The organism is Pseudoalteromonas sp. APC 3893 (assembly GCF_030408095.1).
Lineage (GTDB): Bacteria > Pseudomonadota > Gammaproteobacteria > Enterobacterales > Alteromonadaceae > Pseudoalteromonas.
In genome coordinates this window covers 472,493-486,726 of record NZ_JASDCD010000001.1, presented here as the reverse complement: position 1 = coordinate 486,726, position 14,234 = coordinate 472,493, and the positions used below count along the sequence as shown (strand labels likewise).

Here is a 14,234-nt window from a genome sequence, read left to right as displayed (position 1 = left end):
TTTCATACTAACCACGCTAAAAATTGATTTTAAAGCAAACAATAATAATTAAGGGAAATTATGAGTCACAAAACTAAAATCTGGCTAACTCAGTTATTAGCTATGAGTTTATTTTTTATATCTACAATAAGCTTAGCCGCTAATAAAGCCACAGAAATTGACTCTTTCATACAAGGCTTTCATGAGTTAAAACAATTCAATGGTAACGTGTTAGTGGCTAAACACGGCGAAGTTATTTTCGAAAAAAGCTATGGTTACGCAAACTTTGAATGGGATATTAAAAATACATCACAGACCAAGTTTCGAATAGGCTCGATTACAAAGCAATTCACAGCCCTACTCATTCTGCAATTGGTTCAACAAAACAAAATACAGCTCGATGCACCATTAAGCACTTACCTACCCGACTACCGTAAAGATATTGGCGATAAAATTACCATACGCCAAATCCTTAACCATACTTCAGGCCTAAGTAATTATACTCATGCAAAAGCATTTAGAGATGATTACAGTCGTAACCCTTACAGCGTTGATGAGTTTATAACGCTGTTATGCAGTGATGATTTATTATTTGAGCCCGGTACACAATTTCGCTACAGCAATTCAGGCTATTTTATTTTAGGTGCCGTGATTGAAAAGGTCACTCAACAAGCATACCAAGACGTACTACAGCAGAACATTTTTACCCCGCTGAATATGCATAACACCGGTTATGATTCTCATGAAAAGCTGCTCAAGCAACGTGCATCTGGTTATAACAATAACTTAGACGGTTACACTAATGCCGATTATTTAGATATGTCTATTCCCTATGCTGCAGGCTCACTCTACTCAACCGCACGTGATTTAGTTAAGTGGGATCAAGCACTTTATGCAAATAAGCTAATAAATAAAGAGCTAAAAAAACAAATGTATGCAATTTCTAAACAACGTAATTACGCACTTGGCTGGGAAGTTAATCAACTCGATGCTGATAAATATGGCAAACCACTAACACAAGTACAACATGGCGGTGGTATCGAGGGGTTTAATGCCTTTATTAGTCGTATAGTGGAGGATCAACTACTCATCGTGATTTTAAATAACACCGGCGGAGCTCCGCTCACACCTATGACGAAAGGCCTAACCAATATTGTTTATGGTAAATCTTACGAGGTAGCAACCGAAAATGTTGATAGCATGCTGTTTCAGGCAATAAAAAGTGGTGGCATTAGTGAGTTAAATAAGAAATACGCAGAATTGGTCTCTAGTGGTGATACTCCTCGCGAGCGCTCAATTAATTATTTTGGCTATGAACTACTCGAAATGAAGATGATTAAAGAAGCCATTGCTGTATTTCAACTCAATGTGCAAACAAATCCAGACTCTGCGAATGCCCACGACAGTTTAGCGGAAGCATATTTAGCTGATGGTAACATTGCAAAGTCACTTGAGTTTTATCAACAAACTTTAAAGCTCGACCCTACGAGTGACAATGCATCTCAAGCAATTAAAACACTCAGCAGCAAACTTTAAATCAACATGCACTTGGCTGAAAAAACATCACTCAAGTGCACTTTTTGCTAAAACACCTTTATCAACTAACTGTTGCAACAAACGAGTAGCTTTTTCTCTGCACGCATCTCTTAGCAATCTCACTGCAGGCGTAATGGATTGGCGGCTTGGGCATATCAGCCAAAGCTCGCCACAGGTGTGTTGATAACCAGGCATCAGCGTGATCACGCGCTCATTTAGCAAATCATCCGCAATGTCTAATGCTGATTTGACTGCGATGCCTTTACCAGCAACACACCAACGTCTTACTAAATCACCATCATTGGATGCGCGCTTGCCCTGCATTTTTACTTTGTATTTAGTATCACCATCAGTAAATTCCCAGACATTATTGATTATATCTTGTAACTGATAAAACAGACCTTGGTGCTGGCTAAGTTCGTCTGGGTGCTGAGGGTTACCATGTTGCTGCACGTATTCTTTGGTCGCGCACAGTAAACGTGGCACATTACAAATTTTAAAGCCATACACGTTTGTGTCACTGGGCGAACCATAGCGCAATGCTATATCCACTGAGTCACGATAAAAGTCTATGTTGCTGTCACTGATATGCGCACGTAAGCTTACCTTAGGGTACTTATCCATTATTTCATCAATCCAAGGGATCACTAAGTTACGCCCTAAATCAGACGATAACGCCACTCTGAGCTCCCCCTCAATTTCATCGTGCTCGCCTTTTAAATTTTGCCGCGCGTTTTCAAGCACTACTAAAGCTTGCTCGCATTGTGGTATATATCGCTCTCCTGCTGCTGACAGTCTAAGGTGGCGTGTTGTTCGTACAAAAAGGTCAACACCTAATGCTGCTTCTACACGTTTGATAGCAGCACTTGCTGTGGCGGTTCGCATATCAAGCTTTGCCGCAGCTAAGGTAATACTTTTGAACTCAGCCACTTTCAATATGAGTTTTAAATCATCTAACTGCATATTATCTATTTTATTTTGATAATGATTCAATAATTATGCTGTTTATCAAAAGCAATGCAAGGGCTATTATGCAATCCATAGTAAAACATTCGTTCTAAAACGCTTAAGGATTAACAATGAATCAGCTAACCGTTGTAGCAAATATTGTAGCCCATCAAGACAAAACTGAATTAGTAAAAAACGCACTATTTAAGTTAATTGACGAAACCAGAAAAGAACCGGGTTGCATTCGTTATGAATTGCATCAAGATGTTGATAATTCAAGCCATTTTATAATGTATGAACAATGGAAAACGACTCAGTTATGGTCAGAACATACACAAACTGAGCATATAAAAGCGTATTCAGCCACAGTAGAAGGCGCAATTGCGCATTTTACTATTAATAAATTGACCCTAATTAAGTAAACAGTTTTAAACAGGAAAGAAAAATGACACACCCTATCATTGCAGATTTAGAAGCACGTTATACTGCTAAAAAATACGACTCATCTAAACGCGTCTCTGAGCAAGACTTGGCGGTACTTATTGAGGCTATGCGTCTTTCACCATCCTCTATCAACTCACAACCTTGGAAGTTTATTGTGATTGAATCTGATGAAGCTAAAGAGCGTATGCACAATACTTTTGCTAATAAGTTCCAATTTAACCAACCCCATATTAAAGCAGCTTCGCATACGATTATATTCGCTTACAACCCACACTACACGCGTGAAGATTATGCAAAAGTGATTGATGCTGATATCGCCAATGGCCGTACACCAGAAGAAAATCGCGAGCAAGCATTTGGCGCTTACGCCTTTGTAGATTTAAATACTGATGAAGCTGGTAATAATGCCACTTGGACCAAAGCACAAACTTATATTGCGCTGGGTAACACTATGCACGCAGCAGCACGTTTAGGTATTGATTCAACGCCAATGGAAGGTGTTGATGCAGAGCTTATCGGTGAAGAGTTTAAACAAGAGCTCGGTGGTTATATTTGCGATGTAGCCTTAGTCATTGGCTACCATGATAACGCTGAAGACTACAACGCTAAACTGCCGAAGTCACGCTTAGCACAAGAGCATATTATCAATATTTTATAAATTCAGAAGGCTCATGGGCAACCATGAGCCTTACTCACCTTATTTTAATGAAGTTGTTACACTCACTTCACTCGCTAAGCCTTTATTAATTTTTGCTGTTAGTGTACAAAATGCGCCATTAACTAAACTCATATTAGGTGCAACATGACCTATATCGGCATCAATGATTACTGGAAAAATACACTTTCCAAGAGCAAACTCAATGGCATCATAATAATCAATACCTTGGTAAGGTGATTTAACTAATGCACTTCGTCCTAGTATAATTCCATTAATGTCAGCGAAAACACCATTCAGCTTCAACGCCATTAAGCTGCGCGCAACCGCACTCGGTGACAACTCTGCATTTTCTAAATAAAGTACCAGCCCCTCTTGAGCAAACTCTTGTTTAAAGCTGTGTAAGTCTAAATAAGGTGTCGCAAGTAATACATTTAGAGTATCTAAACAACCGCCAAAAAGTCGCCCTGTTAATTCTATCTCACGTTTATCTTTGTAATTTAAACATCGCCATTGGCTAGGCTCTGTTAAATCAAACAATGTATCAGGTTCGTTTGCGTAATCAATCGCCTTGCTTTGGTAAAACTTAGCGGGCTCTTGAATAAACTGCTCCCCTTTAGTAAGGGTCAAAACATCAAATACTTGCAAGCATGCACTATCACTTTCGTCTGGGTGAAGCTGCATTAAATTTGCGGTGTGTAAAGTTGCCCAGCCACAACGTGCTGTTAGTACACACATAAAAGTGCTGATATCTGAAAAACCAACAACCCATTTAGGGCGACACTTTTTAAGTGCACTAAAGTCAATATATTGCAGTATTTCCATCGCTAACTCACCACCCCAAGGTGGCATAACTGCAGCGATAGTATCATCCTTTAAAAATGCCATTAACTCATCTGCGCGGTCTTTGGCTGAATTGAGCTCTCTGAGGCACTGCCCTTCAATAACATCATAACCGCGTGTTTTAAGCCCATGTAGAACTTTATCCAAACGTGGTTGAAATTCAGCATCTACACAGCTTGAAAATGCACAAATTGCAATTTTATCACCTTGTTCCAAAGGTGCAGGAAAAATAATTGGTTCCATAAAACTCCTTGGTAAACTTCTGCGCCACTAAAAATGTAAACTTAATGGAATGGTTTTTACAAGACTCTAAGCTACCGAAATAATCAAGCTGTGTCTAATTTAGCTCACGCATAAAAAAACCGCTGCAGTTACGCAGCGGTTTCTATTAAAACGCAAAGTCAGTAAAGTATTTAAACGTACTCAACCTCGATAACTTCGTATTCAACATCGCCGTTAGGGGTTTTAATGATCACAGCATCATCTGCCTGTTTACCAATTAAACCGCGTGCGATTGGTGAATTTACCGAAATACGATTATTTTTTATATCTGCTTCGTCATCACCCACAATTTGGTACGTTACTTCGGCATCAGTTTCAACATTAACGATTGTTACTGTAGTGCCAAAGATAACTTTACCTGTATTTGGTAATTTAGTTACATCAATAATTTGTACGTTTGAAAGCTTCGCTTCAATTTCTTGAATACGGCCTTCGCAAAAACCCTGTTGTTCACGCGCTGCGTGATATTCAGCGTTTTCTTTTAAGTCACCATGTTCTCGTGCATCTGCTATATCAGCAACGATTTTAGGACGGGTAACTGTTTTTAATTCGTTAAGTTCTTTGCGCAATAACTCTGCGCCACGAACTGTCATCGGAATTGTTTGCATACTTTTCTCACTTAATCCCAAGGCCGAAAAACACGGCCTTGGCACATTTCCTTAGTTCAATCGCTGATGTAGTTCTTGAACTGACGTCACTTTGCTACGGTCATCCGCTTGGTTAGCAGTACAGTTAGCAAATGCCGCATTCAAGGTTGTCGTGTAATTGGTTTTGTTTTGCAATGCACCACGACGCAACACCTTCGAGTCTTCGATCGCTTGGCGACCTTCGGTCGTATTTACGATATAGCTGTATTCTTTATTCTTGATGTTATCAAGAATATGAGGGCGGCCTTCAAATACTTTATTTACACGGCGTACTTCAATACCCGCAGCTTTAAGGGCTTCGGCTGTACCACCTGTAGCATCTATTTTAAAACCAAGATCAGTCATAGTTTTAGCTAGTTCTACAATACGTGGCTTATCGCTATTACGTACCGATAGTAACGCGCGACCGCCGCGTGGTAAAGTATTGCTTGCACCTAATTGTGCTTTTGCGAATGCTTCGGCGAAAGTATCACCAACCCCCATAACTTCACCCGTTGAGCGCATTTCTGGACCACGGATTGGATCAACACCTTGGAACTTAGCAAACGGTAATACAACTTCTTTTACGCTGTAATACGGTGGAATCACTTCTTTTGTGATGCCTTGACTTGCAAGCGATTGACCCGCCATACAACGTGCCGCTACTTTTGCAAGTGCTACACCTGTTGCTTTAGATACAAATGGCACTGTACGTGCGGCACGTGGGTTTACTTCAATTAAATACACTTTGCCATCTTTAACAGCAAACTGTGTATTCATTAAACCAACTACGCCAAGCTCAAGTGCCATATCGGTTACTTGCTTACGCATCACATCTTGCACTTCTTGCGTTAATGAGTGAGCAGGCAATGAACACGCTGAGTCACCGGAGTGAACACCGGCTTGTTCAATATGCTCCATGATGCCACCGATAATTACTTGTTCGCCGTCGCAAATCGCGTCAACGTCAACTTCAATCGCGTTATCTAAGAAACGGTCAAGTAGTACTGGCGCTTCGTTTGATGCAGATACGGCTTCAGTCATGTAACGACGTAAGTCTTGCTCGTCATACACAATTTCCATTGCACGGCCACCTAGTACATACGAAGGACGTACAACTAGAGGGAAACCAATTTCAGCTGATTTAGCAATCGCTTCTTCTGTTGAAGTCACTGTCGCGTTTTCTGGCTGTAATAAATCAAGACGTTCAACTAATTGTTGGAAACGCTCACGGTCTTCAGCACGGTCGATTGCATCCGGCGAAGTACCAATCACTGGCACGCCATTGGCTTCAAGTTCACGGGCAAGTTTAAGTGGTGTTTGACCACCATATTGCACGATAACGCCTTTTGGCTTTTCAACACGTACGATTTCTAGTACGTCTTCAAGCGTAATTGGCTCGAAGAATAAGCGATCTGATGTGTCATAGTCAGTAGAAACCGTTTCTGGGTTACAGTTAACCATGATTGTTTCATAACCGTCATCACGAAGTGCAAGCGCTGCATGAACACAACAGTAATCAAACTCAATGCCTTGACCGATACGGTTAGGACCACCACCGATAACCATGATTTTATCACGATCAGATGGGTTCGCTTCACACTCTTCATCGTATGATGAATACATGTAAGCAGTATCAGAGCTAAATTCTGCAGCGCAGGTATCTACGCGCTTATAAACTGGCACGATGTTTAACTGATGACGTTTTTTACGAATTTCAGCTTCAGATACACCGGCAATTTCAGCGATACGTGGGTCTGCAAAACCTTTACGCTTTAATTTACGTAGGAAGTCAGCATTTAAGCCCGCCATGCCTACTTCGCTAATTTTTGCTTCGTCTTTTAAGATGTCTTCAATTTGTACTAAGTACCAAGGGTCAATCTTAGTCAGTTCAAATACATCATCAACGCTCATGCCATGGCGCATTGCATCTGCAATATACCAAATACGTTCAGCACCCGGCTCACGTAATTCACGAATGATTTTTTCTTTCGCTTTAGGATCATCTAAGGCAACTATCGGGTTAAAGCCCGTTGCGCCAACTTCAAGACCACGTAATGCTTTATGTAATGACTCTTGTTGGTTACGACCAATCGCCATTACTTCACCAACAGACTTCATTTGCGTTGTTAGACGGTCGTTAGCACCGGCAAATTTTTCAAAGTTAAAGCGTGGGATCTTAGTTACAACGTAATCGATTGAAGGCTCAAACGATGCCGGTGTTTTACCGCCTGTGATATCGTTTTGTAGCTCATCAAGGGTGTAACCTACAGCAAGTTTTGCTGCGATTTTAGCAATTGGAAAACCCGTAGCTTTAGAAGCAAGAGCAGATGAACGTGATACACGAGGGTTCATCTCAATGATAACCATACGGCCATCAACTGGATTAACACCAAACTGTACGTTAGAACCACCTGTTTCAACGCCAATTTCACGTAGTACCGCCATAGAGGCGTTACGCATTAATTGATATTCTTTGTCGGTAAGTGTTTGCGCTGGTGCAACCGTGATTGAGTCACCTGTGTGCACACCCATTGGGTCAAAGTTTTCAATAGAACACACGATAATACAGTTGTCTTTTTTGTCGCGGACAACTTCCATTTCGTATTCTTTCCAGCCAATTAATGATTCATCAATCAATAATTCGCTAGTAGGTGAAAGGTCTAAGCCACGCTCACAAATTTCTTCGAACTCTTCTAAATTATAAGCAACACCGCCGCCGGTGCCACCCATAGTGAAAGAAGGACGAATGATACATGGTAAGCCGATGCGCGTCATCGTGTCGCGAGCTTCTTCCATTGAGTGAGCAATTTCTGCACGCGGACATTCTAAACCGATGTTTTTCATTGCAACATCGAAACGTTCGCGGTTTTCTGCTTTGTCAATTGCATCTGCCGTTGCGCCGATCAGCTCAACGCCGTGCTTAGCCAATACACCGTGCTTGTCGAGTTCTAGTGCACAGTTTAATGCAGTTTGACCACCCATAGTTGGTAGTACTGCATCTGGCTTTTCTTTTTCAATAATTTTTTCAACAACTTCCCAGTGAATTGGTTCGATGTACGTCGCATCAGCCATTTCAGGGTCAGTCATAATTGTTGCTGGATTTGAGTTAACTAAGATAACTCGATAACCCTCTTCTCTAAGTGCTTTACACGCTTGAGCACCAGAGTAGTCAAATTCACAGGCCTGGCCGATTACAATCGGGCCAGCGCCTAGGATAAGAATGCTTTTTAAATCGGTACGTTTTGGCATTATTACTCCAGTTTAATTAGTTGTTACGCGCTTGCATCAGGTCGATGAAGTGGTCAAATAATGGGGCTGCATCATGCGGGCCTGGGCTTGCTTCTGGATGACCCTGGAAGCTAAACGCTGGCTTATCGGTGCGATGAATACCTTGTAATGTGCCGTCAAATAACGACTTGTGCGTTGCACGAAGGTTAGCTGGTAAGCTTGCTTCGTCAGCAGCAAAACCGTGGTTTTGTGCAGTGATCATTACAACGTCACGGTCTAAGTCTTTCACAGGGTGGTTACCACCGTGATGACCAAACTTCATTTTTGCGGTTTTTGCACCCGATGCTAATGCTAATAATTGGTGCCCTAAACAAATACCAAATATTGGCATGTCTGTTTCTAAAAAGGCTTTAATTGCATCAATTGCGTAAGTACACGGCTCTGGGTCGCCGGGGCCATTTGATAAAAAGATACCATCTGGATTTAAGGCTAACACGTCTGCTGCCGAGGTTTGTGCAGGCACAACGGTTAGTTTACAACCACGATCTACTAGCATACGTAAAATGTTACGTTTTACACCGAAATCGTAGGCAACAACGTGAAACTTTTCATCAGCCGCGTCTAAGGTTTTAAACCCTGCGCCTAATGTCCAGCTTGATTCACGCCACTCAAAATTTTCCTTGGTTGAGACTACTTTTGCTAAATCCATGCCTTTTAAGCCAGGGAAGGCTTGCGCAGCTGCGAGCGCTTTGCTTTCATCGATATCATCACCTGCAATAATACAGCCGTTTTGAGCACCTTTATCGCGCAAGATACGCGTCAATTTACGGGTGTCGATATCTGCAATACCTAAGATATTGCGTTGTTTTAAGTAATCATCTAACGATTGCTCGTTACGGAAATTACTTGCTAGCAGTGGCAAATCACGGATCACTAGGCCTTTCGCCCAAATGTGACCCGCTTCTTCGTCTTCGCTGTTAGTACCCGTATTACCGATATGTGGGTACGTCAAAGTTACGATTTGTTCCGCGTATGAAGGGTCGGTCAGGATTTCCTGATAACCAGTCATAGACGTATTGAATACTACTTCACCGACTGACATGCCGTCAGCGCCGATTGCAGTACCGCGAAACACTGTGCCGTCTTCTAGAACTAACAGAGCGGATTTAGTCAAGTTAACCTCCTAACAGTAAAAAACGGGAGTAAAGTCATTTGCTTTACTACCCGTTTATAGCGATTGGAAACACGCAATTATGAATTTTTGGCAAATTGGCGCTATTCTATAGTAATTTACGCTTTAGGTCTAACGATAATTCATTAAACAGCAAAAATAAGCACTATCAGCCAAAAAACACTTCAAACCGCCAAAAATGCACCTTAACTACTTCAAGTCAAGCACATCTTGCATATCATAAAGTCCAGCTGGTTTGTTTTTCAACCAGCCTGCAGCTCTTACCGCACCTAATGCAAAGGTCATTCGAGAACTCGCTTTGTGAGTTAATTCAAGCCTTTCGCCAGAAGTTGCGAAATATGCTGTGTGTTCACCAACTATATCGCCACCTCTGAGTACTGAATAGCCGATTTCTTTTTGCGATTTTGCTTGTTCAACCTGGCTACGATCATAAACCGCGACGTCATCATGATCCCACCCTTTTGCCTCTGCGATCGCTTCGCCAATGGCTAATGCAGTCCCTGATGGCGCATCAATTTTATGGCGATGATGTGCTTCAAAGATTTCGATATCAAGATCATCACCAAATTTAGTCGCAGCGGTTTGCACTAAGTTAAGCAGTAAATTAACGCCAACGCTATAATTACGCGCAAAAACGATTGGGATATGTTTAGCGGCTTCATTTAGAGCCTGCATATCATCATCGTTCAAACCAGTGGTGCCAATAACCATTGCGATATTATTTGCTACGGCAGTTTTTAAATGTGCGCGCATACCAGCAGGTAAAGTAAAATCGATTAAAACATCAATATCATTTGCCACTTCGCGCTCATCACTAAAAGTTACAGCAAGTGGCGCTGCACTATTTAATTGATTGACTGCAATATTCAGCAAAGGTGAACTACTACGAACATAGGCAGCTGCTAACTCGGCATTGTTATTTTTGTGTGTGGCTTCGACTAATGCCAACCCCATTCTTCCGTTTGCGCCAAATACGCCAATTCGATTCATATTACTAACCTTTGCAAAATTAAGTGAACTAGATTTTATCTAAAACTCGTGTAATAGTCAGGTAACCCTTTCAAAAAATAATAATAACAGATACTCATAGACTTTAGCCATCTATACATTTAAACTTCTCTTTTGCGCCGATTTGGTCTTTGGCTTGCGGGCGCTGTTGTTCATCTTATCATTTTGATAAGACAACCAACTAAATTCAGCTAAAAAAGGGAAGTTTTGGCTGTAGTATATGTTATCTAACGAGGAATATGATGCAGCCATCATTTAACAAAACTAACGCAAAGCTCTCTTTGCTGCCCCTACTTACCTTTGTAGCCTTATTTTTAGGCGCAGGTCTATATTTACAATCACAAGGGGTCGATTACGCCTTTTATCAGCTTCCAGCTCCTGTTGCGATTTTACCCGCCATTATGTTGGCGTTTATCCTCAATAAAAATACCATCAATCACAGCGTTGAAACCTTTATAAAGGGTGCTGGTCACAACAATATTATTACCATGTGTTTAATTTACCTACTCGCAGGTGCCTTTTCTGCTGTAGCAGGTGCCACTGGTGGTGTTGATGCGGTTGTAAATGCAGGTTTATCACTTATTCCTCCTGCTTTATTACTGCCAGGTTTATTTTTAATTGCCGCAGTAGTATCAACGGCTATGGGTACCTCAATGGGTACTATCGGCGCAATTGGTCCGATAGCTTATGCTGTATCAATTAAAACCGGTATCGATCCTGCCTTAATGGCTGGTACCATTGTATCTGGCGCCATGTTTGGTGATAATTTATCAATCATTTCAGATACGACTATTGCAGCTACACGTACTCAAGGCTGTGAAATGAAAGACAAATTCCGCGAAAACTTAAAAATAGCCCTACCTGCAGCAATCCTCACTATTGGCTTATTATTTTTCTTAACCCCTGCAGCGCAAGCGGTAGAAACCAAAGATTTCGATATTTTATTAGTCCTACCTTATGCCTTTATTTTAGTACTGGCGGTAATGGGCTTTAACGTATTTGTTGTGTTATTTAGCGGAATAATCTTTGCGGCATTGATGGGCTTTACTGGTAGTTATGAAGGCGCCAGTTTTGTAAAAGACATCTATAAAGGCTTTACCGATATGCAAGAAATATTTTTGCTGTCGATGTTTATTGGTGGTTTGTCTGAGTTTATCCGCATTAATGGCGGCCTTGATTATATTGCACAAAAAATTCAAGCCATTACAAAAGTAATCGCTAAATGGCACAGAAAAGTGGCTGACCAGTTAGGCATAGCTGCACTCGTAATGACCAGTAACTTATGCATTGCAAATAATACCGTATCGATAATCGTTGCAGGCCCTATCGCCAAAAAGTTAGCAGATGACGGTGAAATAAGCTCTAAGCGCTCCGCCAGCTTATTAGATATATTTGCCTGTGTAACACAGGGTTCACTCCCATATGGCGCACAAGCGCTATTACTCGGAGCAACCTTTAAAATTAGTCCATGGGAAGTATCCACATCCTCATACTACTGCTTTATCCTAGCATTTACTGCGATTACAGTGATTTGCTTGCGTCGCAATAAAGCTTAATATCTTTTGCAGATACGCTCAAATTTGTGCGTATCTGCTATAATCTCGTTTTTGGATTAATCAACAACCTTTAGATTCGAGATAACACATTGAACAAAACCGTCATCTTTGCTGCCATTTGCTTGGCCAGCGCTTCAAGCCAAGCGGCTAATTGGAGCACCACCGCACTACACCTCAACAATGGTGACTTTAAAAACCCATTTACAGGGCAAGAGTCAAATACCACCATAGCATCACTACAGCACGCTTCGGCTTATGATTATGGCGATAACTTTTTCTTCATTGATTACATTAACGATGCCACTGATGATGGCTACCAAGATAAAGACTTTTATGGTGAATGGTATTCAACGTTTAGCCTGTCGAAAATATCTGGCAACGATATGTCATACGGCGCAATTGCAGATATTGGCCTAACGGCTGGTTTTAATGCAGCTGGCGATTCAAAGGTGCTAAAGTATTTACCCGGTGTAAAAGTAAATTGGCAAGCGCCTGGTTTTAGTTTTTTGTCTACATTAGTTACAGCCTACATTGATGATAATGATGGCGTAGCCCGCGGTGGCGCGCCAATTGAAACAAATAGCTGGATGCTGGATGTTGCTTGGGGTTACCCATTTTCAATAGGCTCACAAAAATTCAATGTAACAGGTCACGTGGAGTACATCGCTGAACGTGAAAATGAATTTGGTGAAGATGTAAAAGCGTGGATCTTAGCTCAGCCCATTATTACTTGGGACTTAGGTCATGCCATGAGTATGAAAAAAAACACCTTACTGCTTGGCTTAGAATGGCAATATTGGCATAACAAACTTGGCACGGATACCACTGAGTCAGTGCCACAGTTCCACGTAGAGTGGACGTTCTAAAACATTAAATAATTTATTAGTCAAAAAAAAGCCTACTTAAAGTAGGCTTTTTTATACAAATTCATAATTAGAACTGTAAGCTTACATTTGCAAAGTATGCATCAAAATCTGAGTCATCCCAGTTATTCGCGTAACCCGCTTTTAAACCTACGTTCTTGTTGAAGAAGTGTTGTGCACCAAAGCTGTAGTCATCATTTTTGTCAAACGTAACAAATGCCGATGTAGCTTTAGAGAAGTAGTAGTTAGATCCTAACTCCCATGAGCTACCAACATTATCAGTATCTGAAATAGTCCCTTCAACAGTTAGGTAGTTACCTTGTTGAAGATCCATGAAGTATTTAGCATTCACTGCACGGTAATCAAACTCATCATCTGATGTTACTGTAAAGCCAACATAATCTGTGCTGTTTAACTGGTGGTTATACGCTAAATCAAATAAAACACGGTTTTCACCGTCTTCAACATCTTCAAATGTTGCTTTTAAAAGCAGATTTGGGTTGAAGAAGTAACCTGCTGAAAGCTGAATTACATCAGTGCTAGATGCATAATCTAGGTTTGAATATTCTGCACCCAGTACAAAGTCTTGTACAAAGTATTCGCCGCCAATTGTCGCTACATCACCAAAGTCATCATCGCTGTATGCACCATACACATTAGATTGCTTATTGATGTAGTCAAATTGATCGTAAGGACCTAGAGTCGCTTTTGGAGAAAAATAATATGTAGAGTCAACGCTTATAGTATCGTTGTTGTCCGTGTCCTTGTACCCTACATGGCTAATTGAATTATAGCTATCCGCAGCAGTCGCGGCGCTAGAAAGAAGAATGCTCGAAATAATAACTGCTAATTTTTTCATTGTAAGATTTCCCTATTTATCTTGTTACATTGCTGTTGTGCCTAGCCCATTGACTAAGGCGGATGCATGCTAACGCGGGTAAACTGAATGAAAACTTAACCAAGCCATTGTTTTTAAATAACTAATTGTAATAAATTGTGGGAAAATGTAAATAAAAAGTTTGCCAGCACATATAAGCACTGGCATCAATACAGGTAAAAAACCGTTATATC

General features: G+C 41.0%; 12 protein-coding genes. 5 read left to right on the top strand and 7 right to left on the bottom strand.

Going from position 1 to position 14,234, the window contains the following annotated elements; translation table 11 throughout:
• Nucleotides 1–60 precede the first annotated feature (60 nt).
• The gene (locus QMA12_RS02235) at nucleotides 61–1,515 is read left to right on the top strand and encodes a serine hydrolase (RefSeq protein WP_087531648.1); all 1,455 of its coding nucleotides are present in this window, start codon (nucleotides 61–63) and stop codon (nucleotides 1,513–1,515) included.
• 27 nt (nucleotides 1,516–1,542) lie between these two features.
• Here QMA12_RS02235 and QMA12_RS02230 read toward each other — a convergent pair whose 3' ends face one another.
• A complete protein-coding gene (locus QMA12_RS02230) occupies nucleotides 1,543–2,478 on the bottom strand; it encodes a LysR family transcriptional regulator (RefSeq protein WP_087531785.1) in 936 nt (311 codons plus the stop codon).
• A gap of 116 nt (nucleotides 2,479–2,594) precedes the next feature.
• Between QMA12_RS02230 and QMA12_RS02225 the strand changes: the two genes are divergently transcribed.
• A complete protein-coding gene (locus QMA12_RS02225) occupies nucleotides 2,595–2,885 on the top strand; it encodes a putative quinol monooxygenase (RefSeq protein WP_087531649.1) in 291 nt (96 codons plus the stop codon).
• Between the two features lie 23 nt (nucleotides 2,886–2,908).
• Nucleotides 2,909–3,565 (top strand): nitroreductase family protein, encoded by a 657-nt coding sequence (locus tag QMA12_RS02220; RefSeq protein ID WP_087531650.1) that lies wholly within the window; start codon nucleotides 2,909–2,911, stop codon nucleotides 3,563–3,565.
• A gap of 39 nt (nucleotides 3,566–3,604) precedes the next feature.
• On the opposite strand, the gene QMA12_RS02215 is transcribed toward QMA12_RS02220, so the two are convergent.
• The 5 genes from QMA12_RS02215 to dapB all read right to left on the bottom strand — a co-directional run bounded on the left by QMA12_RS02215 (nucleotide 3,605) and on the right by dapB (nucleotide 10,726).
• Nucleotides 3,605–4,648 (bottom strand): S66 peptidase family protein, encoded by a 1,044-nt coding sequence (locus tag QMA12_RS02215; RefSeq protein ID WP_087531651.1) that lies wholly within the window; start codon nucleotides 4,646–4,648, stop codon nucleotides 3,605–3,607.
• Nucleotides 4,649–4,818: 170 nt separating this feature from the next.
• Complete coding sequence (greA, locus tag QMA12_RS02210; RefSeq protein WP_087531652.1) at nucleotides 4,819–5,295, bottom strand: transcription elongation factor GreA; 477 nt, start codon at nucleotides 5,293–5,295, stop codon at nucleotides 4,819–4,821.
• Nucleotides 5,296–5,346: 51 nt separating this feature from the next.
• Nucleotides 5,347–8,565 carry a carbamoyl-phosphate synthase large subunit gene (gene carB / locus QMA12_RS02205; RefSeq protein ID WP_087531653.1) on the bottom strand — a complete coding sequence of 1,073 codons (3,219 nt, stop codon included), beginning with the start codon at nucleotides 8,563–8,565 and terminating at the stop codon, nucleotides 5,347–5,349.
• Between the two features lie 16 nt (nucleotides 8,566–8,581).
• On the bottom strand, nucleotides 8,582–9,718 hold the full coding sequence (carA, locus tag QMA12_RS02200) for a glutamine-hydrolyzing carbamoyl-phosphate synthase small subunit (RefSeq protein WP_087531654.1): 1,137 nt from the start codon (nucleotides 9,716–9,718) through the stop codon (nucleotides 8,582–8,584).
• A gap of 207 nt (nucleotides 9,719–9,925) precedes the next feature.
• Nucleotides 9,926–10,726, bottom strand: a complete 801-nt coding sequence (gene dapB, locus QMA12_RS02195; RefSeq protein WP_290208679.1) for a 4-hydroxy-tetrahydrodipicolinate reductase — start codon at nucleotides 10,724–10,726, stop codon at nucleotides 9,926–9,928.
• A gap of 260 nt (nucleotides 10,727–10,986) precedes the next feature.
• On the opposite strand from dapB, the gene QMA12_RS02190 reads away from it, so the two are divergent.
• Nucleotides 10,987–12,300 (top strand): Na+/H+ antiporter NhaC family protein, encoded by a 1,314-nt coding sequence (locus QMA12_RS02190; protein ID WP_087531656.1) that lies wholly within the window; start codon nucleotides 10,987–10,989, stop codon nucleotides 12,298–12,300.
• An 89-nt stretch (nucleotides 12,301–12,389) separates the two neighbouring features.
• On the top strand, nucleotides 12,390–13,166 hold the full coding sequence (locus tag QMA12_RS02185; protein ID WP_087531657.1) for a nucleoside-binding protein: 777 nt from the start codon (nucleotides 12,390–12,392) through the stop codon (nucleotides 13,164–13,166).
• Between the two features lie 67 nt (nucleotides 13,167–13,233).
• Here QMA12_RS02185 and QMA12_RS02180 read toward each other — a convergent pair whose 3' ends face one another.
• Nucleotides 13,234–14,022, bottom strand: a complete 789-nt coding sequence (locus QMA12_RS02180; protein WP_087531658.1) for a putative porin — start codon at nucleotides 14,020–14,022, stop codon at nucleotides 13,234–13,236.
• Nucleotides 14,023–14,234: the final 212 nt, after the last annotated feature.

What these genes read in the sequence shown, in the direction of transcription:
- QMA12_RS02225 (WP_087531649.1), top strand. Translation starts at nt 2,595, where the DNA reads ATGAATCAGCTAACCGTTGTAGCAAATATTGTAGCCCATCAAGACAAA.
- greA (WP_087531652.1), bottom strand. Translation starts at nt 5,295, where the DNA reads ATGCAAACAATTCCGATGACAGTTCGTGGCGCAGAGTTATTGCGCAAA.
- QMA12_RS02235 (WP_087531648.1), top strand. Translation starts at nt 61, where the DNA reads ATGAGTCACAAAACTAAAATCTGGCTAACTCAGTTATTAGCTATGAGT.
- QMA12_RS02215 (WP_087531651.1), bottom strand. Translation starts at nt 4,648, where the DNA reads ATGGAACCAATTATTTTTCCTGCACCTTTGGAACAAGGTGATAAAATT.
- carB (WP_087531653.1), bottom strand. Translation starts at nt 8,565, where the DNA reads ATGCCAAAACGTACCGATTTAAAAAGCATTCTTATCCTAGGCGCTGGC.
- QMA12_RS02180 (WP_087531658.1), bottom strand. Translation starts at nt 14,022, where the DNA reads ATGAAAAAATTAGCAGTTATTATTTCGAGCATTCTTCTTTCTAGCGCC.
- dapB (WP_290208679.1), bottom strand. Translation starts at nt 10,726, where the DNA reads ATGAATCGAATTGGCGTATTTGGCGCAAACGGAAGAATGGGGTTGGCA.
- QMA12_RS02230 (WP_087531785.1), bottom strand. Translation starts at nt 2,478, where the DNA reads ATGCAGTTAGATGATTTAAAACTCATATTGAAAGTGGCTGAGTTCAAA.
- QMA12_RS02220 (WP_087531650.1), top strand. Translation starts at nt 2,909, where the DNA reads ATGACACACCCTATCATTGCAGATTTAGAAGCACGTTATACTGCTAAA.
- QMA12_RS02190 (WP_087531656.1), top strand. Translation starts at nt 10,987, where the DNA reads ATGCAGCCATCATTTAACAAAACTAACGCAAAGCTCTCTTTGCTGCCC.